Origin of the sequence: Anaerotruncus rubiinfantis, assembly GCF_900078395.1 — a bacterium.
Classification (GTDB): Bacteria; Bacillota; Clostridia; order Oscillospirales; family Ruminococcaceae; genus Anaerotruncus; species Anaerotruncus rubiinfantis.
Genome location: NZ_FKLA01000009.1, coordinates 1776950 through 1802735, shown reverse-complemented (window position 1 = coordinate 1802735; position 25786 = coordinate 1776950). Strand labels below are relative to the sequence as shown.

At 53.1% G+C, this 25786-nt stretch carries 23 protein-coding genes; all 23 read right to left on the bottom strand.

The features are described from left to right. Nucleotides 1-96: 96 nt before the first annotated feature. The 23 genes from BN4275_RS14120 to BN4275_RS14010 all read right to left on the bottom strand — a co-directional run bounded on the left by BN4275_RS14120 (nt 97) and on the right by BN4275_RS14010 (nt 25781). On the bottom strand, nt 97-867 hold the full coding sequence (locus tag BN4275_RS14120; RefSeq protein WP_066459427.1) for a sulfite exporter TauE/SafE family protein: 771 nt from the start codon (nt 865-867) through the stop codon (nt 97-99). A 147-nt stretch (nt 868-1014) separates the two neighbouring features. Beyond that, nucleotides 1015-2151, bottom strand: coding sequence for an amidohydrolase family protein (locus BN4275_RS14115; protein WP_066459423.1), 1137 nt, complete (start codon nt 2149-2151; stop codon nt 1015-1017). A 43-nt stretch (nt 2152-2194) separates the two neighbouring features. Beyond that, the gene (locus tag BN4275_RS14110) at nt 2195-3391 is read right to left on the bottom strand and encodes a pyridoxal phosphate-dependent aminotransferase (RefSeq protein WP_066459422.1); all 1197 of its coding nucleotides are present in this window, start codon (nt 3389-3391) and stop codon (nt 2195-2197) included. Beyond that, nucleotides 3388-4617: a M20 metallopeptidase family protein gene (locus BN4275_RS14105; RefSeq protein WP_066459420.1), complete on the bottom strand. Its 1230-nt coding sequence runs from the start codon at nt 4615-4617 to the stop codon at nt 3388-3390. The genes BN4275_RS14110 and BN4275_RS14105 overlap by 4 nt, the downstream gene beginning before the upstream one ends. 12 nt (nt 4618-4629) lie before the next feature. Next, nucleotides 4630-6606 (bottom strand): oxidoreductase, encoded by a 1977-nt coding sequence (locus BN4275_RS14100; RefSeq protein WP_066459416.1) that lies wholly within the window; start codon nt 6604-6606, stop codon nt 4630-4632. Nucleotides 6607-6669: 63 nt separating this feature from the next. Continuing rightward, a complete protein-coding gene (locus BN4275_RS14095; RefSeq protein WP_066459413.1) occupies nt 6670-7572 on the bottom strand; it encodes a dihydrodipicolinate synthase family protein in 903 nt (300 codons plus the stop codon). A gap of 79 nt (nt 7573-7651) precedes the next feature. Continuing rightward, complete coding sequence (locus BN4275_RS14090; RefSeq protein WP_066459411.1) at nt 7652-8707, bottom strand: TRAP transporter substrate-binding protein; 1056 nt, start codon at nt 8705-8707, stop codon at nt 7652-7654. Between the two features lie 53 nt (nt 8708-8760). Beyond that, nucleotides 8761-10053, bottom strand: coding sequence for a TRAP transporter large permease (locus BN4275_RS14085; protein WP_066459409.1), 1293 nt, complete (start codon nt 10051-10053; stop codon nt 8761-8763). Beyond that, nucleotides 10050-10592 carry a TRAP transporter small permease gene (locus BN4275_RS14080; RefSeq protein WP_066459407.1) on the bottom strand — a complete coding sequence of 181 codons (543 nt, stop codon included), beginning with the start codon at nt 10590-10592 and terminating at the stop codon, nt 10050-10052. The genes BN4275_RS14085 and BN4275_RS14080 overlap by 4 nt, the downstream gene beginning before the upstream one ends. A gap of 115 nt (nt 10593-10707) precedes the next feature. Further along, nucleotides 10708-11373, bottom strand: a complete 666-nt coding sequence (locus BN4275_RS14075; protein WP_066459405.1) for a GntR family transcriptional regulator — start codon at nt 11371-11373, stop codon at nt 10708-10710. Between the two features lie 184 nt (nt 11374-11557). Continuing rightward, a complete protein-coding gene (locus tag BN4275_RS14070) occupies nt 11558-12724 on the bottom strand; it encodes a THUMP domain-containing class I SAM-dependent RNA methyltransferase (RefSeq protein ID WP_066459404.1) in 1167 nt (388 codons plus the stop codon). Between the two features lie 105 nt (nt 12725-12829). Further along, nucleotides 12830-13531 (bottom strand): hypothetical protein, encoded by a 702-nt coding sequence (locus BN4275_RS14065; protein WP_066459403.1) that lies wholly within the window; start codon nt 13529-13531, stop codon nt 12830-12832. A 71-nt stretch (nt 13532-13602) separates the two neighbouring features. After that, nucleotides 13603-15201, bottom strand: a complete 1599-nt coding sequence (locus BN4275_RS14060) for an NAD(P)/FAD-dependent oxidoreductase (protein ID WP_066459401.1) — start codon at nt 15199-15201, stop codon at nt 13603-13605. A gap of 62 nt (nt 15202-15263) precedes the next feature. Further along, nucleotides 15264-16523, bottom strand: a complete 1260-nt coding sequence (locus BN4275_RS14055) for a CdaR family protein (RefSeq protein WP_066459400.1) — start codon at nt 16521-16523, stop codon at nt 15264-15266. Then, nucleotides 16520-17380 carry a diadenylate cyclase CdaA gene (gene cdaA / locus BN4275_RS14050; protein WP_066459399.1) on the bottom strand — a complete coding sequence of 287 codons (861 nt, stop codon included), beginning with the start codon at nt 17378-17380 and terminating at the stop codon, nt 16520-16522. Before cdaA ends, BN4275_RS14055 begins: the two co-directional genes overlap by 4 nt. Before the next feature lie 122 nt (nt 17381-17502). Next, complete coding sequence (locus BN4275_RS14045; RefSeq protein WP_066459397.1) at nt 17503-18651, bottom strand: aminotransferase class V-fold PLP-dependent enzyme; 1149 nt, start codon at nt 18649-18651, stop codon at nt 17503-17505. A 4-nt stretch (nt 18652-18655) separates the two neighbouring features. After that, nucleotides 18656-18883, bottom strand: a complete 228-nt coding sequence (locus tag BN4275_RS14040) for a putative Se/S carrier protein (protein WP_066460459.1) — start codon at nt 18881-18883, stop codon at nt 18656-18658. 92 nt (nt 18884-18975) lie between these two features. Continuing rightward, a complete protein-coding gene (gene ispF / locus BN4275_RS14035) occupies nt 18976-19473 on the bottom strand; it encodes a 2-C-methyl-D-erythritol 2,4-cyclodiphosphate synthase (protein ID WP_066460458.1) in 498 nt (165 codons plus the stop codon). A gap of 2 nt (nt 19474-19475) precedes the next feature. Further along, the gene (gene ispD, locus BN4275_RS14030; RefSeq protein WP_066459395.1) at nt 19476-20189 is read right to left on the bottom strand and encodes a 2-C-methyl-D-erythritol 4-phosphate cytidylyltransferase; all 714 of its coding nucleotides are present in this window, start codon (nt 20187-20189) and stop codon (nt 19476-19478) included. 3 nt (nt 20190-20192) lie between these two features. After that, nucleotides 20193-20723 (bottom strand): hypothetical protein, encoded by a 531-nt coding sequence (locus BN4275_RS14025; protein ID WP_066459394.1) that lies wholly within the window; start codon nt 20721-20723, stop codon nt 20193-20195. A 90-nt stretch (nt 20724-20813) separates the two neighbouring features. Then, nucleotides 20814-21803: a 6-phosphofructokinase gene (gene pfkA / locus BN4275_RS14020; RefSeq protein ID WP_066459393.1), complete on the bottom strand. Its 990-nt coding sequence runs from the start codon at nt 21801-21803 to the stop codon at nt 20814-20816. Between the two features lie 172 nt (nt 21804-21975). Next, nucleotides 21976-25440, bottom strand: a complete 3465-nt coding sequence (locus BN4275_RS14015; protein WP_066459388.1) for a DNA polymerase III subunit alpha — start codon at nt 25438-25440, stop codon at nt 21976-21978. A gap of 20 nt (nt 25441-25460) precedes the next feature. Continuing rightward, entirely contained in the window at nt 25461-25781 is a 321-nt protein-coding gene (locus tag BN4275_RS14010; protein WP_066459387.1) for a putative heavy metal-binding protein, read from the bottom strand. Nucleotides 25782-25786 lie beyond the last annotated feature (5 nt).

Genomic DNA, 25786 nt, shown 5'->3' with positions numbered 1-25786 from the left:
TCAACCTGTTTCTATGCCATCCCGAGATCATAATACACATAAAAAACCTTGGGGCGCACGCTGCCCGCATCGGGAGCCACCTTAGATTCCACTGTTCTAAATAAGATGCAGATCCCAAATGAGCTTCACAAAAATACCCGCCAAAACCAGCGCCATGATCCCTTTGATGAACTTTGCACCTTTCTGGATCGCAAGGCCGCTGCCGATCCAGCTGCCCGCAATGCTGCAAAGCGCGGCTGGAATTGCGAGTGCAAACAATACCCTGCCCGCGGATATATAAAGAAAGGTGCTCGCAATATTCGACGCCAGATTTGTCACCTTCGCGTTTCCGCTCGCGGTCACATAGTCGAATCCCGCGATTGAGGCGTAACCGAAAACCATGAAGGTCCCCGCCCCAGGCCCAATGATCCCATCATATAAAGCTGTCACAAAGCCAATCCCTGCACAGGCTAAAAAGAGTTTGTATCCCTTCAGGAGCTTGGACGGCCGGATGCGGTTGCCGCCAAACAATACAAGGATCGAAACCACCGGCAGAACACCGACGATCAGCTTTTTGAGCAGGACGGCGTCGAGCAGCATATTGAATGACGACCCCAGCCCCGCTCCCAACAGCGCAAATACCGCGGAAACAGCGGCGCTTTTCAAATGGATCTTTCCATTTTGGTGGAAGCGAACGGTGGAAACCAGCATCCCCACCCCTGCCGAAACTTTATTGCAGCCGAAAGCGATGTGCGGAGGAATCCCGGTAAGCAGATAGGCCGGCAGGCTGATCAGTCCGCCGCCACCGGAAATACTATCGACAAAGCCACCGAAAAAAACCAACGGGCAAACGATAAGCAGCATCTGTGGGAGAGCCAAATCTAACATCCTCTATTCCTCAACCGGATTTTGCGGCTTGCTGTGCGAATGCGCGTAGCAAGCCGTTCTGCGTCATTGTATCACATCCATCGTAAAAAGGGAAGCCTCCTCCTTCAATCAGCGAGTTGAAGGAGGAGGCTTCCCTTTTATCGGTTCTCAAAATTCACCATAGCGATAGACGATTTTGCCATTCAACACCGTCATCACCGGAATGAGCAGCTGTGTGCCGGTCATTTCCTGCTGGCAGTTATCCAGATATACCGGCGCCGCGCGAACCAGCTTACAAATTGTAACATCCCCCGCAGCTCCTTCTGCCAGCGTTCCATAATGGCCAAAGATTCCCAGCTGTTTTGCCGGGGTTTCTGTGGTACAGCGCACCACTTCGGAAAGCGTCATTCCATAATCGAGATATTTGCTCATGAGCTGTGGCAAACTGCGGCAGTATCCTTCTTTATTGTATACCACCGAAGTAATGTCAGTACTGATGATATCCGGAAAAAATCCCTGTTGAATCGCCTGCCTTGCAACCGAATGGTTATAATTCGTAAATCCGTTGCTGCAGTCAAAAAGCACGCCGCGTTTCCGTGCAGCTAAGACACCTTCCTCAATCTTTCCATCCGCATGCAGGATGCTACGTCCTTTTCCATGGTAGCAGTGACACATTACATCCCCCTTTCGGAGCAGGCCGCAAAGCGAGCTTTCCGTCGACGGCGGATTTGAAGCATGAACCACCACCGGGCAGGCAAGGGCATCTGCAATCCGGATGGTTTCTTCCAGCAGATGTAGGCCAAGGGTTCCGAGCGTCTCCTCGCCCATATAAACTTTCAGCCCTTTAATCTGGTCGGGATAGCGTTCCATAAGCAGGGACAGGCCACGGGTATCCTGTCGGCTGGGCAAACAGACCTTTGCATTTTCTCCAATCGGCATACCCTCGTTTCGGATGTTCAGATAGGAGTAGACGCGGATCATGCTGGGTTTTACAACGCCATTATAAAAATCCTCAAAGTTGGATCTTCCCGCCGATCCAGCGTCCACAGCACAGGTTACTCCGCTTGAAAGCAAGAGATCCGGGTGGAGCGCCAGCGCGTTATTTCCGGTATAAATATGTGTATGAAAATCCACCAATCCCGGAAAGATATAATATCCGGACGCATCGATGATGTTTTGTGCCTGCGCTGAAACGCCGGTCACTGCACCGAGGGATTTTCCATCCCGGATACCCAAATTGCAGACTCGATCAATTCCAGATGCGGGGTCAATCAGATGCCCGTTTTTGAATAAAAGATCGATCATGGCAGCCTCCAAATGTTAGAATATTCAATCTGTGCCCCGGTTTTCAATCGCTTTCCGCCTCCGGCAGACTTGCTGCAAAGGCTCCGATCCGTTTTACCCCTTCCAGGATATCATCCGTGGAGGCTGCAAAAGAAATCCGAATATATCTGCCGAACGCATCGCCGAATCCAATACCAGGAACAACCGCGACAGCCTGCTCCCGCAGAAGCCTCTCTGCAAACACGGTTCCGCTCAGCCCAGTTTTTTCCACATTGATCATCATATAGAAAGCACCCATGGGTGCGACGAAACTCAGGTCCGGGATCGCTCCGAGCCCACGAAGTAAAAGTGCCCGCCGCTTTTCAAACTGACTGACCATATTCCGCGTGGAACACAAGGAATTCGTATGGTTCATTGTCTCCGTCAATGCCACCTGTATGAAGCTGGGGATACAGCAGGTATTATATTGATGCAGCTTTAAAACAGCGGGCAGCAGCGCCTTGTCCGTCGCTAAATAGCCAACCCTCCAGCCGGTCATTGCAAAGGATTTTGAAAACCCGTTTATGCAAATGGTACGCTCCTTCATCCCCGGAAGCGAAGCGACCGAACAAAAGCTAGCCCCATCATACAGGATACTGTCATAGATTTCATCGGACAGTACCAACAGATCATTTTGGCGCGCCAGCTCTGCAAGCTCTTCAAGGATTTCCGCTTTGTGGATCGTTCCGCATGGATTCTGTGGATTATTCAGGACGATCATCCGTGTCCGCGGTGTAATTGCCCGTTTCAATTCTTCGATATCAATCTGGAAGTTGTTCTCCTGCCTGAGTGCAATCTCCACAAATTTCGCCCCCGCCAGAATGGTTGCATTTTTATAGTTCATGAAAGCAGGAGTGAATCCAATAACCTCATCCCCGGGATCCACAAGTCCCAAGATTGCATCCAGAATGCCTTCTGCGGCCCCCGCTGTCAAAATGATTTCCGAGTCAGGGTTGTATAGAACTTTGCCCGTCTGAAGGAGCCTCTCTTTTATTGCCTGGCGAAGTGGCAAATAGCCTCGGTTGGGGAAATAATGGGTATATCCATTGGTTAACGCTTTTTGAGTGGCCTCCACGATATGCGAAGGTGTATGAAAATCCGGTTCACCGATCTCCAAATGAATGACCCGTTCCCCTTTTTCCTGCATCTGCTCAGCCTGTTCAAGTACTTTTCGGACAGGTGAAAATGCAACGTCAACTGTACGATCCGCAAAATTTTTCATAATAACGTGTCCATGCCCCTTCCTTCTATAAAATCCGGGAAATCAATCGCAACCGCTAAAAATGCGCGGCACAGATTTTTTAGAACATTATCCGATATGGAAAGCTCCGGGCTGTGCAGTTCCTGCGGCCTGCCCGGGATACCGGTTCCGACCCACAAAATGGCACCCGGCCGTTCGCGTAAAAAGTAAGCGAAATCGTCCGATCCCATAAAGGGTGGAAATTCTTCCATCAGCAGATCCTTCCCCAGGTGACGGGATATCGCGTTTCTCAGATATTGCGCGGCATACGGTTCGTTAGCCCCCATCGGAAAACTCGGCTGCCAGACCAGTCGGATATCTGTCTGGCTGCTTCTCGCTATCCCGCAGGAAATTTCATCCATCCGCTGCATAAGCTTTTCCCTGTCTTTCGGATCAAACGTGCGCATGGTACCTTCCAGCTCGGCTTTTTCCGGAATGATGTTGCGCCGAATTCCGCCGCTATATTTCCCCACGGAAATCACAGCGGCATGATGAGCGCATATTTCCTGCGCCGGCAAGGCGCAAAAATGCAGCACAAGCTGAGAGGCTGCCAAGAGTGGGTTGACACAGGCATGCGGCATTGCCGCATGCCCGCCCTTCCCTGTTACCGTAACATAGAAATTGTCATTCGCAGCCAATGCGGGGCCTTTGACAACTGCGAAAGCTCCCTCCGGGATTTGGGGCATGGCATGTGCGGCAAATACGGCGCGGATATCCGCTCCGTCAAGGGCGCCGTCCGAAATCATTGGGACAGCCCCCCCGACCGGACCATTTTCCTCCGCGGGCTGAAAAATCAGCCGAACACCACAGGAAAGCGATTCCTTCACCTGTTGGAGAATCAGCCCCGCCGTCAAAAGTGCCGACATATGTACATCATGGCCGCAGGCATGCATGACGCCCGGCGTTTGGGAGGCAAATGGCAGCCCGCTGGCCTCCGAAAGGGCCAGTGCGTCCATATCCGCACGAATTGCCACTGTTGGGCGGTTCCGTTCGGTTCCAATATCCGCAATGATCCCGTACCCGCCCAATCCAGTCCGGCAGGGAATTCCCGCCCGCCGCAACCAGCCGGTCAGATATGCCGCCGTTTCCTTTTCCTGGTTCGATTTTTCCGGATGGGCGTGAAGATGATGCCGGATTTCAGCATACTTCTCCCAATCCTGTCTGAGGAGCGCATCCATCCGCTTCATCGTTTCATTTGTGCCTTTCATCGGAGAGCCCCCTTAAATTCGATATCTTCCCGCAAAATATCCTTCGTGGATAGCGTCAAACATTCCTCTGGGCGCTTTTGCATCACCAATCAAAAGGATTTTTTTGCAGCATCCCGCCTTTAAAAGATTTCGGTAAAGCGTGTGATCCGGCCGATAGCCAATGGCCAGCACCACACATTCCGCTTTGTGTACCGCCTCTTCCCCGGCAATATTAAAATGCAGGGTATTTTCCATGATGCGGTTCAGACGAGCCTCTGTATAAATCCTTACGCCCAGCTCATTCATCCTGTGCAGCAAGGCGGCCCTCATAACCGGATGATCGGCGGCCAAAACTTTCTCCATGGGCAGCATATCGTAAACGGCCACCTTTTTCCCCGCCAAGCTTAGCAACCAGGCGGTTTCAAGGCCCACCTTCCCAGCTCCGATGATTGCGACCTGCTCTGGAAGGAATCCTTCCACACCCTTTTCTATCAGGTCTTCCGCAATCAGCACTTCCATCTTTGCATCGCGCGCGAAAGGCGGAACCACCGGGATCCCCCCTGTCGCAAGGATTATGGAGTCCGCCTGCTCACACTGCAACAGTGTTGATACATTTTCTTCGTCCACCTTTGTATTCCAGATCAGATGGATGTTCCGCTGCTCTATCTCCTGTTTATAATAAGCAAGCAGTTCCCGGACGCGTTCCTTGAAATCTGGTTTTGCAGCCAGCCGAAGCGTACCGCCGAGCCCTTCTCCGGAATCGTAGACCGTCACTTTATATCCCCGGTCGGCCGCCTGGATCGCGGCCTCCATACCACCGGGGCCCGCGCCCACAATCACGACCGATTTCGGCTTCGATTTTTCGCTGGAAGGACGGCCGTAAAACTCCCGGAGCAGCCCGGGATTCACGGTACACACCAGATCGGTGCCGGCCAGAATATGTTTATGACATTCGAGACAACCGACGCATGGACGCGCAATCTCCTGCGAAAGCGGCTTCTCGCCCCATTCTGGATCCGCAAGGAATGGTCTGCCCACGGCTACCATGTCCGCTTGCCTGTTTGAAATCACTTGCTCTGCATCCTGGGGCGTTACAATCCCGCCCACCGCGATAACAGGAACCGATACCGCCTTTTTGACCATTTCCGCCAATGGAACAAGACAGCCCTTTTCATCATACATGGAGGGAACGTCCGCATAAGGGGTATACGGATAATCCTGTGGCGCGGAAAAGACGAGTGAGTTTGCAGATACATGCAGATAGTCCACGCCGTAACATTCCATTTCCTTCGCAATGATTACGGCGTCCTCCGGTTCGATCCCACCCGGAAAATTTTCAAAACCAGGCATTTTGAAGCCTATGATGAAATCTGCTCCGCAAGCCTCACGGACTGCGAATACGATCAGTTTCGCAAAATAAAGACGGTTGATTAAACTGCCGCCAAAGGCGTCCCTGCGGCAATTCGTCACAGGCGAAAGAAACTGATTGATCAGGTAGCCGTGGCAGCCATGCACCTCGACGCCATCAAATCCCGCGCGTTTCGCCCGCATGGCGCAAAAACGCCAATCGTCCACAAGCGCATAAATTTCTTCCTCCGTCAGAGCTTCCGGTATTTCCTTGTAAAGCGGGGAAGCAACCGCAGACGGGGCAATGCAGCGGTTTCCTGTAACAGAGCTTGGAGCCCGCCCGCCATGCAGTCCAAGCTGCATCAAAATATGGCTGTCGTAAGCGTGTACACTGGCGGCAAGCTGGCTAAGCGCGGGGATCAGCAGATCCGAGTTGGCCTGCATCGTGGGGACTCGCATTTGCCCTTCGCGCACAGCTGTCTGTTCTGTTATGATGAGACCGGCGCCGCCTCTTGCCCGCTCTTCCAGAAAGATTGCGCACCGGTCTGAAAGCGTGCCGTCTAACAGATTGGCACGGGTTCCCATTGGGGAAAGGACAATACGGTTCCGTATCATTTTTCCCGCGAGGGTAATCGGTTCAAATAAAGCTGGATAATCGCACATACGGAGATACGCTCCTTTTCATCAGAAATTGGGCCGCAAACAAGCAGAGACCCCCGCCCATAATCATTCCATGGAATAGAATGCACTTTGCATGGCTTGCTTCAAATGCTCCAATGCTTCCCCCTGGGACGGCAGATTCGGCGTATATGGTTTTCCGACCGATCGTCCGGCGAGATTCGCCAAGTCCTTTGTGGCCACAGGAAAACTTGCCTGATCCATCGCCAGGCGTATCTGCGCCAAACGAAACTGTGTTTCCAAAGCCTCCTGAAGCCTTCCCTCTAAAAAATCCTGATAAACGGAACAAACCTGTTTGGGAATAAAATTTGCAGTTGTGGCGACTGCTCCCACAGCGCCATGGGACAATGCCGCATAAATCAGGGTATCCTTCCCACCAAATACTTTAAAATTTTTTGAACGGGTTTTTCTGATGAATTCCAAAGTCTGAGTCATATCTCCAGAGGAATCCTTCATCCCACAGATATTGTCCATGCGCGAGATGAGCCGTTCAACCAGATCCGCGCTTATGGTATAACCTGTCCTCCCCGGATTGTTGTAAAGAAGCACAGGCATATCGGGAACCGCTGATGCAATCGCACAAAAATGTTCGAAAAGCTCCTCTTCGGTGGGCTTTATAAACATCGGCTGCAATACGGAAATTCCATTCGCACCTGCGCATTTTGCCATTTCAGCAATATGGATACATTTTTTGGTACTGATTGCCCCAATTCCCATATAGACGGGAACCCTGCCCCGCGCTTGATCCAATATGATTTGAAGGCCTCTGTACATCTCATCCTCTTCCACCATATAAAATTCGCCATTGCTGCCAAAAGCCAGAATGCCATTTACGCCTCCATCAATGACAAAATCCACCTGTTCCCGGAGCTTCGCCTCCCTAATGCGTTCATCTTCATCAATCGGAGTCAGAATAGGCACAATTATGCCATAAATAAAATCTGTAGTCATTGGTCTTCTCCTTTAATAACAGTTCCCGATATTTTTCGGGAGGGCGAAAAATATCGGCACCTCCCGAAAAATATACCAACTATTTTTTCACTTTATCAATCGCAGCAAGAAACTCGTCTACAATTTCATCGCCAATATCTTTGCGCACCATATCGTACACGGGAGAAGCCATTTCCTGCATCTGGGCAAGCACTTCAGGCTCCATTGGGATGATCGTTACTCCTTCATCCATACAGGCTTTCTTATAGTCCTGGAGGGAAGCGTCCGACAGGCCGACGATGTATTCCATCGATTCCGCCATGCAGTCGTCAACCATCTTCCGGATATCGGCGGGCAGGCTGTTATATACCGATGTGCTCATGCTGAAGGTCATGATGTGACCCACATGGTTGGATTCCATAATGTATTTCTGGACTTCGTAGAGCTTTGTATCATAAAAGTTCATATAAGGGTTTTCTTCCGCGTCCACAACGCCCTGCTGAAGATTCGTATAAAGCTCGGACCAGTCCATTGCAATCGCGTTTGCGCCCAGCGCGTTCCAGTATGCGAGATGGTATTTGTTTTCCTGGGTGCGGATCTTTATTCCCTTCATATCCGCAACCGCATGGATCGGTTTATTGGCGGTAAGCTGACGGAATCCGGCGTCACAGAACCCCAACATAACAAAACCGCCCGATTCAGCATATTTTTCATTCAGGAGATCACAAAAATCGCTGGTGAGAAAGGCCCGCATAGTTTCAATATCTGGAAACGCATTGGGCAAATCGAAAAGCGCATATCCGGGAACATACGGGGGCAGCATACTCGTTACACCGGTCAGGAGGGCAATCGTCCCATTGATATGCCCTTCCATCATTTCCGCCGTGGAACCCAGAGAAGAGTTTGCGTAGAGGTTCACCTTCACACGCCCCTCGCTGCGTGCTTCTATCAGCTCTTTGAATTTTTCCGCGCCTTTGTAGTTCAGTGTCTCCTCAGTGCCGCCCATTCCAAAAGACCACTCATAGGTTTCCGATTCCGCCGGAGCCGCCGCGGAACCGTTGGATGCCGCCGGTTGTGCGGGAGATGCGCATCCCGCAAGTGTTAAAATCATACAGAGCGTTAACAAGAATGCCAATACGGTTTTTTGCGTTTTCATGACCATTCCTCCTTTTTATATAAGCCAACAGGCTTATGTTCAACAAACCGGCATTACCCCACCAGCCACAGGCTTATTCCTGGGATAAAAGTGATTGCCAACAAAGATATCACGAAGGTCAGTAAGAACGGGATGGTAGCTTTGGCCAGCTTCAGGATTGGGATATTGGACATCCCGCTGCCCACATACAGGTTTACGCCAACCGGAGGGGTAACCATGCCGATCGCCAGATTTGCGGTCATTATGATACCAAAATGGATCGGGTCCATGCCAATACCTGTGGCCACCGGAAGCAGAACCGGCGTGAGCAGCATAATATTCGGGATATTGTCCATTACAGCGCCAAATATCAACATAATCAGGTTCAGCAACAGCAGGATACCGACTTTTCCCGTATAACTGCTGAGGATGAAATTGCTGATTTCGGTTGCGTAGCCGGAAAGGGTCACCACACGGGTAAACGCTGTGGCTGCGCCCAATATAAAAAATAGATTGATGAAACTTTTGCTGCCCTCCACAAACAGTGCCGGAATGTCCTGAAAGCGGATGGACTTATAGGCAAATAAGCTGACTGCAAAGGCATAGATCACCGAGATCGCCGCGGCTTCCGTGGGAGATGCAATCCCACCATAAATACTTCCCAGGATAATTACAGGCGTCAAAAGGGCGAAAAAACTTTCCCGGAAGAGTTTCCAAAGGCCTTTTTGCCGGATTTCCTGATAATACATCTGTATCGTTTGCTTATCTTCGCCTTTACGCTTGCAGTAATAATATGCATAGCAAATGAGTCCTGCGGCGATCAGGCAGCCCGGCAGAATTCCTGCGATAAACAGGCTGGCCGGAGAAGTGTTTGAAACGGAAGAAAAAATGATATAGGAAATGCTGGGCGGGATGATCACGCCTAGGCCGCCGGCCACTGTTACAACGGCGGTGGAAAAGACTTTATCATAGCCAAGCTTTACAAGAAACGGGATCGTCATCGCTCCCACCGCGGCAACCGAGGCGGCCGAAGAACCGGAAATCGCACCGAAAAACAGGCAGGTAATGATTACGGTAGCAGGAAATCCCGCTGTTTTATTTCCGATAAAATAAGCGAAAAATCCAAAAAGCTTTTCTGAGATCCCTCCCTTTGCCATGAGGACACCTGCAAGCATAAAGAGTGGAATCCCTAAAAGGATAAAGCTGTTGAGCCCGCCAACTGTAGCGGACAATACGGAATTTGCATCAAATTGGAAATTGGAATTCAGAAGATTCGGCAACAGCGCCAGACCACAAAAAGTAAAAGACATCGGCGTACCAATTGCCAAAAGCACCAGAAACAGAATGAAAAATACTGCTGCATTCATTTGAGAACGCCTTCTTTCTCATTGGTTGGAATATTTAGAGGGCGATCCTCGCCGGTCCTGTTTTTTCTCCAGCTGATAAAATCTAAAACCGTAACTTGAAATAGACGGAAAAGCCCAAGGCCGAGACCAATGACCGGCCCGATGATATAAATGATATAGACCGGAATATTCGTACCGGCAATAATACGGCCATGCGCTTCATAAAAAACCGTTGTCGTCACCGCCGTGTGAAATAGAATCAGCAAAACGAAAAATGTGATAAACCAAACCACCACTCCGCACGCTCTGCGGAAAGGTTTGGGAAGAATATTGATCAGCATGTCGATCCTGATGGAGGAACGATGCCGTATGCTATATCCAAGACTCAAAAATCCCATCATCACCAAAAAATAACGGGCAATGACTTCGCTCCAGGAAAGGCCATTCAGGAATACATAACGCAATATGACCTGAATGCCCATTAGAAGCGCAACGCCAGCCAGAAATCCCGCAACGATTGTCTCTTCTAAATGCTCATCTAACCATTTCCATACTTTCATTGAAGTCACTCCTTTGTTTTTGGGTGGGTGGTTGTAAAACTGACGCATAGTGAATACATAATTCTATAAACTGGTATCTGATATACCAATTGATGGAAAAGAATAGGATAGAATTTTATTCTACCCAAAAGAGATGTTTCGAAGTATCCCGGATATGATGGACCATCCTCCTCTCTGCTTCCGCACTGTCCCCCGTCTCAACCGCTTTGAGGATCTCTTCATGCTGCAATTGCCGATTCAACAGCTGTTCATAGTCAGTGACATTGACAACCTTTCGCATAGAGCTATCAATTTGCAGAAAGCTGTTTGCCATATTACAAAGATAGGTGTTGTTCGAACTTTCGCGCAAGACACTGTGAAAACGTTCATTGATATTGGAAAGCTCTTCGGCGTCTCCTCTTTCCTCAATAATAGCACGGGCCTGTTCCAGCAATTCGCGCATCATACGTTTTTGATTTTCAGTCGCATAGATAGCGGCAAAATAGGCGGAAACACCGTCAATAGCACTCCTGATATAGGTGACCTCTTTTAAATTTTCTCTGGAATGTTCGGAAATAAAAGAACCTTTTCGTGGAACGCAAACAATCAGTTTTTCTGTTTGCAAGGCCCGAAATGCCTCTTTTACCGGAGTCGTACTAATATTCAGCATCTTGCTGATTTGCCGCTCACTGATTTTCTGTCCCGCTTTTAGTTCTCCATTGATAATCATCTGGCGGATAATATCTGCGACTTGATCTCGAATGGGCAGGCTTTCAACGATCTCTTTCTCCTGTTTGATCACCCTATTCAAAATCTCCTTTCGATGTTTCTAATTTGCGAAACGAAAACTAATATCTGGTATATCAGATATTATATAGACTTTCTATCTGCTTGACAAGACCAATAATAGCCAATCATTTTTAGATTATTTAGCAATTACGCACGAATTTCGGATAAAATGAAGCCCGATAGAGCGCTTCCAAAATTTAATTTTGGGGGATATCTCTTTCTTGTGGCTTTGATGGCTTTTCAAAGTACATAAATAGCTGGCACTTGATCATGCCATTATAAAGCTTGCGGCGGCGCACAGCCGGTCGACCGAATTGTGCTTCAAAGTCCTCGTCCGGGCTGATGATGTAATAGCTCATCCCCTCCTCCGGTGGAAAAGCCGTGCCCAGCATCCGGCAGATTTCCTGCGCTTCGGAGGCGTCGAGCAGCCGTTCGCCATACGGCGGATTTGTCAGAACAATGCCCCCATGTCCCGGACGCCGCGTCTGAAAATCCGCCACGTCTCCCTCGTACACCTTGATGCGCGATGCCACACCCGCTTTGACCGCGTTCTCTTGAGTGAGCTTGACCGACTGCGAATCATTGTCCGAAGCAAAAGCCAAAAATTGTGCATCTCTGCGCACTTCAGCGGCCGCCGCCTTGCGAAGATCGCTGAAAATCCCATTTGCAAAGCAGGCCCAATTCTGAGCCGCGAAACGCCGCCGAATCCCCGGCGCGATATTCAGCGCCTTAAGAGCCGCCTCGATCACCAGCGTACCGGACCCGCACATCGGGTCATATACCGTGGAATCCCCGCGCACGCGGGCAAAATCCACAATTCCCGCCGCGAGCGTTTCCTTGATTGGCGCTTCATTCGCATTTGCACGGTAACCGCGCTTGTGCAGGCCAGCGCCGGACGTATCAAGCAGCAGTGTAACCATATCCTTATGAATGGTGAACTGAACCTGATAGGCCGTGCCGGTTTCCGCAAAAACGGCACGCTTATAGACCGATTCAAATCTCCGCACAACCGCCCGTTTGATAATGCGCTGGCAGTCCGGGACACTGTGAAGTTTTGAATTCAGCGACGAACCTTTTACCGGAAACTGGTCGTCCTCTCCAATGAAATGTTCCCACGGAAGCTCTGCAGTACGATCAAAAAGCTCTGTAAAGGTTTCCGCCTTGAATCGCCCCATGACGATCCCAACACGTTCCGCCGTGCGCAGCCAAAGGTTCGCCTTCGCGACCATCTGAAGATCCCCATCAAAAAATACCCGCCCGTCAGTGACCTCCACGTTTTCCCCGCCGATTTTCTTTACTTCAAACGAGAGCACGCTTTCCAGTCCAAACAGACAGGGGCAGCAAATCCGATATATCTGATCCATCTATTTTCCAATTCCTCTCACATATTCCACTCAATATATAGTCATATTATACCAGTATACCCCTTAAATAGCAAGGATCCCGGTTCAAATGAAACCGGGATTCGCTCAAAACAACATCTTATGGTAGATCTGCACGATATTTTCCTGTACAAAGTTCCGAATCTGCCCCGCGGGGTCCTCTGGATCATCAAGATGCACCGTATAGTGCAGATCTGCGTTCTTCCCGGTCAGCGAAGCAAGGCTGCTGGAAGCAATTTGCGCGGGTGACGCTCCCCCCGCAAACGAAACGGAAAGGATTTTTTCCGCCGCGTTCATCCGAAGGGGGAAAAAAGGGCACCCATACCGCACAGAAAAATCACAGAGCCGCATCCCGTCCAGTTCCAGCGGCGGGGAGTCCCGATATGGGCTGACCGCCGCTATCAATGCCGCCCGTTCGTTGCCCGCGAGCGGACAGGTTTTCAGATTCCACGCGTCTGAATGGAACTGGTCGGTATGGATCACTGTGACGCCAGTCGCGATATCCGCCGAATTCACCGCGAGCGGGCAACCCGCTCCCGGAGAAAATACCCCCATCTTTTCTATCTGCCGCAGCCCGCATGCTGGCGTGTGGGAGGCTTCCAACAGGGTCATCAACTCGTGAATTTCCTCCGGTTCCAGGCCTTTGGCCCACAACATGCAGGAAACTGCTGCGAGCGAAGTCACCGATAAGAGATCGATTTTGACCGAGCACCGCATCAGCTCGTCGGCAAAGGCATAAGCGGCCTGCGCGCCCGGTCCGCTTCCGGATAGCGCTACCCCGATTTTCATGGCATACCTCCTCAGACGAAGATATTCCATCTTATGCCGCCGACCAGTCCCACGCTACACGGGCAGATCGTTTATTCCCCTGCCGCAGGCGCCGCTTGCGCAATGACCGCCTGCGACACCCGCAGTCCGTCCACTGCCGCGCTCATGATACCGCCCGCATATCCGGCGCCCTCTGCACAGGGATAAAGCCCTTTTGCGGACAGTGACTGGCAGTCCTCCCCCCGCAAGATCCGCACTGGTGAGGAGGTCCGTGTTTCCACACCGGTGAGCAGCGTATCCGGCGCGGCAAAACCTGGCAGCTTGGCGTTAAAGTTTTGAAGTCCGAGCCGCAGCATTTCCGTCACAAATCCGGGAAAAAGATCCGAAAAATCGCAAGGCTCCACGCCGCGCGCATAGGTCGGCTGTACCCGCCCGATTGTAAGGCCCGGTTTGCTGTTCAAAAAATGTGCCGCGTCCTGCGCCGGCGCGCGGTAGCCTCCCCCGGCCGCCTGAAATGCCCGGCGTTCCAGTTCCTGCTGGAAACACACGCCGTCGAGCGCGCCGCGACCGTAATCACCCGGTGTGACCGCGACCGCGACCGCCGCGTTTGCGTTTTTCCCATCGCGTGCAAAATAACTCATCCCATTGGTCACGGCCATGCCCGTTTCCGATGCGGCGGGCACCACCACGCCACCTGGACACATACAGAAGGTATAAACGCCGCGCCCGTTCCTGCGGTGCGAAAGCTGGTATTCTCCCACCGGCAATACCGGATGGCCGGCGAGCTTTCCATACAGACCACGGTCGATCTCGCTTTGCAGGTGTTCAACCCGCACACCGACCGAAAACGGCTTCGGCTCCATGGCAAAGCCGTTTTCATAAAGCATCCGGAAAGTATCCCGCGCGCTGTGTCCGGTTGCAAGGATCACAATCCCGGTGGGAATTTCCCCCTCCGGCGTGAGCGCTGCCGTAACCGAGCCATTTCGCACCCGCAGCCCAGTGAGCGGCGTACGAAAGCGGATTTCCCCGCCGAGTGAAAGGATTTCCGACCGGATGCGCCCGACGACCTCCCGCAGGCGGTCGGTGCCGATGTGCGGCTTTGCCTTCTGCAAAATCTCGGGCGGCGCGCCGAACCGAACAAATTCCCGCACCACCCAGGAGCATTTCGGGTCGCCGATACGGGTGGTGAGCTTGCCGTCTGAGAAGGTTCCGGCACCGCCTTCCCCAAACTGCACATTCGTGTCCGGATCGAGCTTCCCGGTTGCCCAGAAAGTTTCGACCGCCTGCACCCGGCGGCTGATTTCATCTCCACGTTCGAGAATCAGCGGGCGGTATCCGTACCGTGCGAGCAGCAGACCAGCGAACATTCCGGCCGGACCAAACCCGGCTATCACCGGCCGGTGCGGCAGCGGTCGATTCCCCACCGTAACTTCGAGCGGCTGCTCTTCACGCAGGGCGACCTGTTTATCCGCCGCGCGCGCGGACACTTTCGCCTCATCCGCATAAAGCGTGAGCGCGACCGAATGGACAAAATGGATATCACTTTGTTTGCGCGCGTCAAGCGATGTTTTGACGATACAGCTTTCCTTGACATCGCTCTCCTGTATTCCCAGTCGCTTACGGGCTTTGACGATTGCGGCGGATGGGTCTTCGGTAAGGCCGGTGACAATTCCGCTTATGATGACTGCCATTGATCTTCCCCTCCAAATAAATCGGGGGCGTCCAAAGTTTCGGACGCCCCCGGTATCTGCGTTTATTTTTCCTTGATGGTCACAACCGCGGTATACTCACCGGTGGCCCAGACAATCCCCTTGCTTGGAGCCGAAATGCGCACCGGGAGGTTATATGGTCCCGGCGTAATCTCGCGGTCGGAGATGTCGACCTCCGCGACCAGGTCGTCAGAGGTGAGCGTCTCCATAATCTCCGCTTCGCCGATCATATGAACGCCGGTGATTCGCGGCGTTTCAACTGTGACTTCATAGTTGACCGGAACATTAGTCGCTTTGATGTTGGTCACCGCAAAATCTCCGGTCACCATATTCTCCGTGTCAAACGAGAGGCTGATGCGGGTAACGTCCTCCAGATTGATAAAGCCGCTCGGCAATTCCACCGGGAATACAAAGACCTTATCCTTGGTGATCTCGCTGAAATCGACATAGCCGATATTGAGATCCTCATAGAGATCAACCATATTTGCCGGCCCGGCAACCTCGATGGACCCCTCCGAAAGGGTATAATCGAGCGGGTCCCGCGGCATACCCTTCGGCAGATAGAGGTACTCAAACTTAACCGGCAGGTTCTTCTTCTTGAGCACTGGAACAGTAATATCCACCGACACCGGGTCCATCGTCAGCAGAGATTTATCGATCTCGTTTCCCTCACTGTCGTAAAGCATGATATCACTCTTAACCGTCCGGTTCGCGGTCAGCGGCTCGTCAAAGACCGCTGCCGCCACACATTTATCAATCCGATTGACATCCGCCTCCGGACCGGTGATCGTGACCTCCTTCGGGCTCACAACCACATCCGAACGGATATATCCATCCGGCACCTTCAGTCCTTCAATATCCGAGGAGATCGAGAATTTTTTGGTTGCTTTGCGGTCAACCCGGATTTGGATGGTTTTTGGCTTTATCTCCAGCACGGTGAAACCCTTGCCGAACTTGTCGCTTCCGGAAAGCTTCACGTCGTAGGTGCCATAACTGCTGATGCCGGAAAGCTCGGCCACCACATCGATATCCGATCCCGACAAACCGCCCACGATATACCGCGGCCCTTCGACCACTGCCGAAACAGTGGCAAAAGCGCCTTCCACAATGTTCAGGTTGAGCGGTTCCAAAATGGCCACGGTGGTGGGGGCTTCCGCGATGTTGACCTCAATTCCGTCGATTTCATCGCGCGTGTTCGGATTGATCGCCGTAACGGTGATGAGCCAGGCGATAATTGCCAGAGCCAGGGAAAAAAACATCAAAAACCGTTTGTTGTCAAACAGCTTGGAAAAACTTATTTTCATTTTTTCTTCCCCTTCCACAGTTCAAATTTCTTTTCGGAAGGTTCAGAAACAGCCTTCTCCGGGATCAACGTGTTTTTGAGCAGCTCCTCCAGCCGCGGCAGGCTGTAGCCGCGTTCCAACCGTCCGTTTTGGCAGACGGTAATCAGCCCTGTCTCCTCTGAAACGACCACAATGATTGCGTCGCTGGCTTCGCTCATGCCGAGCGCGGCGCGGTGGCGGGTCCCCAGCTCCCGGCTGATCTCTGAATTATCGGAAAGCGGCAGAAAGCATCCGGCCGCGTAAAGCCGGCCGTCACGCACAATCATCGCGCCGTCATGCAGCGGGGAATTCGGGAAAAAGATATTCCCGATGAGCTCCGGTGTGGGCGCGGAATCAATGATGGTACCGGTCTTGATGATGTCCCCAAGTTTGGTTTTCTGTTCGATGACCACCAGCGCGCCGATCTTCTGGCGGGAAAGTGAAGCCGCCTCATCCACAAGCGCCGCGATGAATTTGCGCCAGCCCTCTCTGGTCTGCTGCTCGTTAAGGCCCTGGGAGAACACATTCAGTTTCGAAATCCGGGTACGCCCAACTTGCTCCAGCGCGCGGCGCAGTTCCGGCTGGAACACAACCACCAGCGCGAACAGCCCAATCTGCAGGATATTGGACATGAGAAAACTCATCGTCTGCAGTCCAACCTTGTCCGCAAGCAGATTGAGCGCGAGCAGCGCCCCGATGCCCTTGACCAGCTGGGCGGCGCGTGTCTCGCGCACAAGCTTGATCGCCTGATAAATCAAATATGCAACGATGAGGATATCTAAAATATCGTACCAATGGATCGTCCGGAAAGTATCCATCAGGTAGAGGAATCTTGTCATGCTTTTAATCTCCTTCGGCTTTCGGAACACACAGGCGGACAAAACCCACGTGCGCACTCCCTCTACTATTTTATCACATCCTGGTATGAAATCAATCTTTTTTTTGATCCCTCCGGCAGCACTTACCCACCCGCACGCGCAATCCGTTTGATCGCGCAAGCCAGGTCGTATCCCTGCTCCACCGTATTGAACGCCCCAACGCTGATCCGCGCGGTTCCGCCGTCAAGCGTGCCGTACTTTTCATGCGCGGACGGCGCGCAGTGCAGTCCGCCGCGCAGCGCAAAGCCCGCCTGGTTTAAGAGCCCGGTCGTCTCCTCTGAAGACTTTCCTTTGATATTGAAGCTTAAAACAGGCAGGTTCACACCTTGCTGCGGCGCGGGCGTATAAAGAACCACATTCGGTTCCGTACTGATTTCATCATAGATACACCGTGCGACCATTGTTTCATAATGCGCGATGCGCCCGATTCCGTGACGGTTTACAAAGTCAATCCCCGCGCCAAGCCCAAGGATGCCGACCGTGTTGAGCGTGCCGGATTCGTGCCGGTCCGGCATGAAATCCGGCTGGTTATAGTCCGCCGAAACGCTGCCTGTGCCGCCTTCCGCCAACGGTGTAAGCCGGCTTCCGAGCGCGGTGATGAGCAGCCCGGTTCCGGTCGGGCCGTAGAGACTTTTATGCCCGGCGGTACAGAGAAAATCGATTCCCATGCCGGACACGTCGATCGGTTCCACGCCTGCCGTCTGCGCGGCATCCACGATAAAGTATAACCCATATTGCCGCGCGAGAACCGCCAGCTTTTCAATCGGTATTTTAACGCCAAACACATTCGACGCGTGCGTTGTGATGATCGCCCTTGTTTCCGGACGGATCAGCCGCCGGAAAGCGTCGACCGTTTCCTCGTCGTCGAGCGAGGTTTTTGCCATACTGTAGGTGATGACCCCACGGGTCGCCAGCGCGTGCACCGGACGCAGGACGGCATTGTGTTCGAGATCCGAGATGATCACATGATCGCCATGGCAGAGAAGTCCCTTGATCACGATGTTGACCGCGTAGGTGCAGTTCTGGGTAAAAACGATCTGCGATTCATCCGCCGCGCCGAAGAAAGCGGCCGCTTTGGTGCGCACCCCAAATACCTGTTCGGCCGTTTCCACCGAAAGGTCATGTCCGCTGCGGCCCGGGTTCGCGCCGTACCGCACCAGAGCCTGGTCGACAGCCGCCTTGACAGCAAGCGGTTTTGGGAAGGTTGTAGCGGCGTTGTCAAAATAGGTCATCCGCTTAACCTCCCTGTATCTCAGTCACCTTGATGTCAGCGGCAGCGAGCAGATTGACCGCCTTCTCCACGCTGCCGGTGATCTTCAGGGCATAGCCGCAGCCCTGTTTGCTGCTTGGCAGGGTATTGCGCTGCACATAGGCCGGGATTCCGTTCTGTTCCAGTATCTTCTGTCCTCTCATCGCGTTGGTGATCGAACGCACCACCAAAAGCGGATGATCTATATTTGCCATAAAAAATTCCCCTAACATAACAAAATACAGCGGCATGCAATACCGCTGTATCATCTTATGCGCAAAGGCGCGTCCCTGTCGCCTGGCCGCTCCTACCGGCCTGTTTGAAGCGAATCCCCCGCCGCCTCCAGAATGCAGACCGCGTGCGCCGAAATTCCTTCGCCGCTGCCGGTAAAACCCATCTTTTCCTCGGTCGTCGCTTTGATGTTCACATCCGCAAGCTGTGCGGCGCAGGTTTGTGCGATGATTTCCCGCATCTGCGAAATATACGGCTTCAGCTTCGGCGCCTGCGCAATGACCGTCACGTCGAGATTACCGAGCTGCCAGCCCATCTGTTCCATCAGCATCCGCACCTTTGTGAGCAGGCGGACGCTGTCCGCATCCTTATAGGACGGATCACTGTCCGGGAATAGCGTACCGATATCCCCCATTGCCAGCGCGCCGAGGATCGCATCCATCACCGCGTGGGTCAGCACGTCCGCGTCCGAATGCCCGAGCAGTCCTTTTTCATATGGGATTTCAACCCCGCCGAGAACCAGCTTCCGGCCTTCCAACAGCCGATGTGCGTCGTATCCATGTCCAATCCGCATCTTCATAACCGTTCTCCCTCTTGTGCCAGTACGATCGCCTGCGCTGTCAGCAGGTCGACCGGCGTCGTAATTTTCAGGTTTATGTAGTCTCCCTTGGTCAGATAAACCGGCTGCCCGATCGATTCCAGCATCTGGCAGTCGTCAGTGAAATCGCCCTTTGCCTCCCGCACAGCCTGCCGGTAACGCGCAATCTCAAACACCTGCGGCGTCTGTACCGCGTATAGCCGCCTTCTGTCCGGCGTGTCGACGATTTTGCGGTCCGCGTCCGCAACCTTGATTGTATCCACCACCGGCACCGCGGCCGCAGCCGCGCCGCAGCGAAAAGCGTCCATCACCGCATCCGCGATCACCTGCTGCGGCACCAGCGGCCGCGCGCCGTCGTGGACGGCAATATACTGTGTCTGCTCGCTCACCGCCGCCAGCCCGCATTCGACCGACTTGCGGCGGGTGTCTCCACCTGTCACGACCGATCGGACCTTTGGGATCGCATAAGCGCGGATCAGCGCGAGCATATCCGGGATGTCCGCCTGCCGCGCTACGATGACAATCTCATCGATCCAGTCGCTCCAGGAGAGCGCCTGCAGCGTACGCACAATGACCGGCATGCCTTCAATTTCCTCGAACTGCTTGTCAATCCCATTCATGCGGGTCGAATTTCCCGCCGCTGGGACAATGCAGGCGACATATGGCTTTTCCAGCGCTTTCTTCCAAAACATCTTTTACTCCCCCTTGTCCTTTTCATGATAGCACAGCCCGTCCGGCATTTCTGCCGCATTTTGGGGGACGGCTTTCCCCGGGCGCGCGAAAAGGGCATAGAGAAACGGCAGCAGCAAGCACGGCCATACCAAAAGATAAGCGCTCAAACCGGTCAGCCGCATCAGCAGCGAAAAGATCTCGGTATAGACCGCCAACGGAATGAACAGGAACAAATCGACAAATGACATTACTCCGAAAAGCCCGAGTTGCTGGGACGCCTGTTCGAGCAGGAAACAGATCAGGTAATACCCACTCATCAGCGCGGCTGACTTTGCAGCCTCTCTGCGGGTGAATCCCCGCAGGCCCAGAATCCCGGAAATGAGAATTAAAAGTATGGCCAGCGAAAAGGTCAGGACGAAAAGCCGGTTCCCCATTTCAGGCGTCCATTCGCTGGTTCCCCTTACCATGGCCTGCACCGCAAAATGCGTAACTACTGTGTGGATAAGCCCGGTGACGAGCGACAGCAGCAAAACCCGCCAAATTTTTTTGTTCATTTGAACCACCTCCATACCCTGCCATTGTACCAAATAACAGACAAAACCGCAATCAAAAAAGCCCCTGCCAAAACAGGAGCTTTTCCTTCCTCAAATCGAGATGGCGTCCGCAATCTCGTAAAGGCGCTTATTAAAATCTTTTTTCATATTCAGCGCTTCCAGAATATCATAATCGACAATCTTATTTTCGTGGCTGATCACGACACGGTTTCCGATACCCTGTTCCAGCAGCTCAACCGCATGAAAGCCCATTTCGCTCGCGAGCACACGTTCCCGGGCGGTCGGTGCGCCGCCGCGCTGCACATGCCCCAGAACAGTCGCGCGGGTTTCCACGCCGGTGCGTTTCTCAATCTCCTCAGCAAGATCATGCACCGAGCCGATGCCACCCGCATGGGTCACTCCTTCCGCAACCATGACAATGAAGTGCTTTTTTCCGGTACGCAGGGTTCGCTGCATCTTTTCGACAATGCCTTCTATGGTGAAGGGCATCTCCGGCACAAGAATCGCAACCGCGCCGCAGGCGATACCGGCGTGCAGGGCAATGTCGCCGCAGCGGCGGCCCATCACCTCGACGACCGAACAGCGGTCGTGGGACTGGGAGGTGTCGCGCAGTTTATCGACCATATCCATGACCGTATTGACCGCCGTATCAAAACCGACTGTATAGTCACTGGATGCGATGTCATTATCGATGGTACCGGGAATACCAATGCAGGGAATTCCTTTGAGCGACAGGTCGCGGGCGCCGCGGAAAGAACCGTCACCGCCGATGACGACAAGGCCGTCAATACCGATCTCCTCGCAGACCTGCTTGCCAAGCTCCACGCCCTCATCAGTTGCAAATTCCGGACAGCGTGCAGTGTAGAGCACAGTGCCGCCGCGGTGCAGCGTATCGCAGACGCTGCGCAGGTTCATTTCCACCATGTCGCGCGCCAAAAGGCCGGTATATCCGCGCCGGATACCAATGACACGGATATTCTTGTAAAGTGCGCTTCGGACAACCGACCGGACTGCCGCATTCATACCCGGTGCGTCGCCGCCGCTCGTTAAAACACCAATCGTCTTTTGCCTGTTTTCCATAGTTCGCGTCCTCCCTGCGGATTTCCCGCCCGATTCTAGCGTAGATTGATACAGAAAAAACAATCTTGTTGACCGTGTATCATTATACTGGATCTCGTTATCCTGTTCAAGCGATCACATTCATCTTTATCAAATTTTACTATATTATCATACAATTTCAAAGCTTTTCTATTCATACTCGGAAAACTACGTTTGCTTCGCCCAACAATTTTTTCAGTTCCCGCTCCAATACCGGATTCCAGTCAACCCAAAGCGTCTTGGCCGCAACATTATATTTTCCTGTATCCTGAAAAAAGAAATACACCGCATTGACTCCATCGAAGATGGAGAGCAGATTCTTCACCCTTTCAAAAACCGGCGTTTCGCTGCTTTCCAACCGCAGGTAAAGCCCGGGGTTTTTGCTGCGTTTCTGTCCTGCGGCGGGCTTTTGCTGCGCCGGCGTGCGGGTAAAGTTTTCCGGCAGCCAGGCGTCTTCGCAAATCAACTTGGCTTCTTCCTCCTCCCGCATAGAAACGCGGGCCCTCACCACCACAACCGTTCCCTCCGTAAGCTTTGCGGAGGTCTGCGCCAGGACTTTCGGGAAGGTGAGCATTTCGATGCCGCCGGTCGTGTCTTCCAGATGGATAAAGGCCATCATTTCTCCGCCGCGGGTAGATTTGAGCCGTTTGGAATTGACGATCGCAGCGACATAGACCGTTTCGCCATCGCGGATATTGCTGCCCCGTTCCTCCGACTGGGAAATATCCGCGACCAACGTGCAGTGATGCCGGCCAATCAGGTCGTTATACCGTGCCAACGGATGCCCGCTGATATAAAGGCCAGTCGTCTCTTTTTCCATTGCAAGCAGCTTCGCGGGTTCCAGCTCCTCCACATCCGGGAGCACATGCTCCCGATGCGCGCTCGCCGCCGGTGCATCAAAGAGATTGATCTGACCCGCGATATTGCGCTTCTGCGCCGCATCGATGTCATCCAGCACGCTTTCATAACCTTCCAGCATCTGATGGCGGTTCGGACAGACACAGTCGAGCGCGCCCGACTTGATGAAGCTCTCAACAGCGCGCTTGTTCATTTCCTTGCCGTACATCCGCTCCGCAAAATCTGTAAAGGTTTTGAACTTTCCGTCATTTTCCCGCTCAGCAAGCAGCTCGCGGATAAAGCCGCGGCCGATATTCTTGACCGCGAGCAGGCCGAACCGGATCCCGTCTTCCGTCACGGTGAATCCTTCACCCGATGTATTCACATCCGGCGGCAGCACCCGGATGCCAAGCTTGCCGCATTCCCCGATATATTCGATCACCTTGTCGGTATTGTCGAGCACGCTGGTGAGCAGCGCCGCCATAAATTCCTTTGGATAATGGCATTTGAGGTACGCCGTCTGATAGGAAACAAACGCGTAGGCCGCCGCGTGGGATTTATTGAATGCGTAGGACGCAAACGAACTCATCTCGTCAAAAATCTGGTTTGCAATTTCGGCAGAAACGCCGTTCTTCAGGCATCCCTCGACAAAGACTCCCCGTTCCTTCTCCATCACGTCATGCTTTTTCTTACTCATTGCGCGCCGCACCAGATCGGCGCGGCCGTAGGAATAGCCGCCAAGCTCACGGCAGATCTGCATAACCTGCTCCTGATAGACAATGCAGCCGTGTGTAACTTCCAGGATTGGCTTTAAAAGCGGATGTTTATAGGTGACAAGCTCGGGATTGTGGCGGTTGCGGATATAGATCGGGATCGAATCCATAGGGCCTGGCCGGTAAAGTGAAATGACCGCTATGAGATCTTCGATCGAGGTTGGGTGCAGCTGTGCGATCACACCCCGCATGCCCGCGGACTCGAACTGGAAGACGCCTACGCATTGCCCTTTTGTGAGCATTGCGAAGGTGTCCGGGTCGTCCAATGGAATCTCATTGATATTGAAACCTGCACTGTATTTGCGCACTTCCTTTTCCGCATAGCTGATGACCGTCAGCGTACGAAGCCCCAGGAAGTCCATTTTAAGCAGCCCCAGCTCTTCGAGCGTCGTCATGGTGAACTCGGTGACCGGCATCGTCTCCTCCGCCTTGTAAAGCGGTACATAGGTGTCCACCGGGTCACGGGTAATGACCACGCCGGCCGCATGGGTTGAGGCGTGGCGGGGCATACCCTCGATCTTGCGCGCCATGTCCAGCAGCTGGCGGACCTTCGGGTCTTGGTTCATCGACTCCTTGAGATCGTTTGAAACCTTAATCGCTTTATCAAGCGTCATCTTGAGCTCGTTGGGCACCAGTTTTGCGATGCCGTCCACCTGCTGATACGGCATACCGAGCGCGCGCCCCACGTCCCGGATCGCGCCGCGCGCGGCCATTGTACCAAAGGTGATGATCTGCGCCACATGATCGGGGCCGTACTTCTGCACAACATAGTCGATGACCTCCTGCCGCCGTTCGTAGCAGAAATCGATATCAAAGTCGGGCATGCTGATCCGCTCCGGGTTTAAAAAACGTTCGAACAGCAGATTATATTTGATCGGGTCGATTCCGGTGATGCCGATGCAGTAGGCCGCGAGGCTTCCCGCGCCCGAACCGCGCCCCGGCCCAACCGGGATGCCCTGGCTTTTCGCATAGTTGATAAAATCGAAAACGATGAGATAATAATCCACATATCCCATCTTTTCGACGATTCCGAGCTCATATTCCAGCCGCTGCGCGATCTCCGGCTCGGGGTTTTCTCCATAGTAACGGCGCAGCCCTTCGTAGCAAAGCCGTCGGAAATAATCGCGGTTGTCTTCCCCACCCGGCGCAACAAAAAGCGGCAGTTTGGTATTGCCGAATTCAAATTCGACGTTGCACCGCTGCGCTATCTTCAGGGTGTTTTCAATCGCGCCGGGAAAATTTTTGAAAAGATCCTCCATCTCCTCACGAGATTTGATGTAGAACTCTTCGGTTTCAAATTCCAGGTCGCCTGGCTCGTCCACCGTGGTATTTGTCTGGATACAAATGAGGACGCTTTGCATCTTGGCGTCCTCTTTTTCGATATAATGCGCGTCGTTTGTCGCCACAAGCCCAACGCCTGTCTCCTGCGCGAGCTTCCGAAGGTCCGGCAGGATCTGCCGCTGCAGCGGGATCCCATGATCCTGGATCTCGATAAAGTAGTCCTCCGGTCCAAACAGGTCGCGGTACCAGAGGGCGGTTTTCTTCGCTTCTTCGTAATCCCCGGCGGCCAGCAGCCGGGGCATCTCTCCCGCCAGGCAGGCGGACAGGCAGATCAGCCCCTCGTGGTATTTTTCGAGCAGATCGCGGTCGATGCGGGGCTTGCCGTAGAAGCCCTCCACAAAACCGGTTGAGACCATTTTGATCAGGTTCTGATAGCCGGTGTTGTCTTTACAGAGCAGCACCAGATGGTACGGTGATGAATCCACCTTATGCACCTTGTCAAAGCGGGTGCGCGGCGCGACATACACCTCACACCCAATCACCGGCTTGACGCCGCTTTTCTTCGCACACTTATAAAAATCGATCACGCCGAACATCACACCATGGTCCGTGATCGCGATCGAACTTTGCCCCAGAGCTTTAGCGCGTTCGATCAGCCGCTCAATCCGGCAGGCGCCGTCCAAAAGGCTGTATTCCGTATGTACGTGCAGATGTGCAAAATCGCCCATGTGAAAATCCCTCCCGGATTTTATTCATACCAAACCGCCGTACCGGATGCGGTCACCATCAGCATACCGTTGTTTGCGCCAAGCACTTCATAATCGATGTCGATTCCGACCACCGCGTTCGCTCCGAGCGCGCGCGCCCGTTCGGAAAGCTCGCTCATCGCTTCTTCCCGCGCACGCAGCAGCTCCTCCTCATAGGTGCCGGACCGCCCCCCGAAAAAGTTTGAAAGTCCCGCCGTGAAGTCTTTGACGAAGTCCACCCCAGAGACCACCTCCCCAAACACAATACCCTTATACTCTTTGATCGCTTTGCCTTCGATCGAAGGCGTAGTCGTTAAAATCACAGATA

What these genes read in the sequence shown, in the direction of transcription:
- BN4275_RS14090 (WP_066459411.1), bottom strand. Translation starts at nt 8,707, where the DNA reads ATGAAAACGCAAAAAACCGTATTGGCATTCTTGTTAACGCTCTGTATG.
- BN4275_RS14085 (WP_066459409.1), bottom strand. Translation starts at nt 10,053, where the DNA reads ATGAATGCAGCAGTATTTTTCATTCTGTTTCTGGTGCTTTTGGCAATT.
- BN4275_RS14110 (WP_066459422.1), bottom strand. Translation starts at nt 3,391, where the DNA reads ATGAAAAATTTTGCGGATCGTACAGTTGACGTTGCATTTTCACCTGTC.
- BN4275_RS14105 (WP_066459420.1), bottom strand. Translation starts at nt 4,617, where the DNA reads ATGAAAGGCACAAATGAAACGATGAAGCGGATGGATGCGCTCCTCAGA.
- BN4275_RS14080 (WP_066459407.1), bottom strand. Translation starts at nt 10,592, where the DNA reads ATGAAAGTATGGAAATGGTTAGATGAGCATTTAGAAGAGACAATCGTT.
- BN4275_RS14060 (WP_066459401.1), bottom strand. Translation starts at nt 15,201, where the DNA reads ATGGCAGTCATCATAAGCGGAATTGTCACCGGCCTTACCGAAGACCCA.
- BN4275_RS14120 (WP_066459427.1), bottom strand. Translation starts at nt 867, where the DNA reads ATGTTAGATTTGGCTCTCCCACAGATGCTGCTTATCGTTTGCCCGTTG.
- BN4275_RS14015 (WP_066459388.1), bottom strand. Translation starts at nt 25,440, where the DNA reads ATGGGCGATTTTGCACATCTGCACGTACATACGGAATACAGCCTTTTG.
- BN4275_RS14025 (WP_066459394.1), bottom strand. Translation starts at nt 20,723, where the DNA reads ATGAACAAAAAAATTTGGCGGGTTTTGCTGCTGTCGCTCGTCACCGGG.
- BN4275_RS14115 (WP_066459423.1), bottom strand. Translation starts at nt 2,151, where the DNA reads ATGATCGATCTTTTATTCAAAAACGGGCATCTGATTGACCCCGCATCT.
- cdaA (WP_066459399.1), bottom strand. Translation starts at nt 17,380, where the DNA reads ATGACAAGATTCCTCTACCTGATGGATACTTTCCGGACGATCCATTGG.
- BN4275_RS14100 (WP_066459416.1), bottom strand. Translation starts at nt 6,606, where the DNA reads ATGTGCGATTATCCAGCTTTATTTGAACCGATTACCCTCGCGGGAAAA.
- BN4275_RS14070 (WP_066459404.1), bottom strand. Translation starts at nt 12,724, where the DNA reads ATGGATCAGATATATCGGATTTGCTGCCCCTGTCTGTTTGGACTGGAA.
- pfkA (WP_066459393.1), bottom strand. Translation starts at nt 21,803, where the DNA reads ATGGAAAACAGGCAAAAGACGATTGGTGTTTTAACGAGCGGCGGCGAC.
- BN4275_RS14045 (WP_066459397.1), bottom strand. Translation starts at nt 18,651, where the DNA reads ATGACCTATTTTGACAACGCCGCTACAACCTTCCCAAAACCGCTTGCT.
- BN4275_RS14040 (WP_066460459.1), bottom strand. Translation starts at nt 18,883, where the DNA reads ATGGCAAATATAGATCATCCGCTTTTGGTGGTGCGTTCGATCACCAAC.
- BN4275_RS14065 (WP_066459403.1), bottom strand. Translation starts at nt 13,531, where the DNA reads ATGAAAATCGGGGTAGCGCTATCCGGAAGCGGACCGGGCGCGCAGGCC.
- ispD (WP_066459395.1), bottom strand. Translation starts at nt 20,189, where the DNA reads ATGTTTTGGAAGAAAGCGCTGGAAAAGCCATATGTCGCCTGCATTGTC.
- BN4275_RS14095 (WP_066459413.1), bottom strand. Translation starts at nt 7,572, where the DNA reads ATGACTACAGATTTTATTTATGGCATAATTGTGCCTATTCTGACTCCG.
- ispF (WP_066460458.1), bottom strand. Translation starts at nt 19,473, where the DNA reads ATGCGGATTGGACATGGATACGACGCACATCGGCTGTTGGAAGGCCGG.
- BN4275_RS14055 (WP_066459400.1), bottom strand. Translation starts at nt 16,523, where the DNA reads ATGAAAATAAGTTTTTCCAAGCTGTTTGACAACAAACGGTTTTTGATG.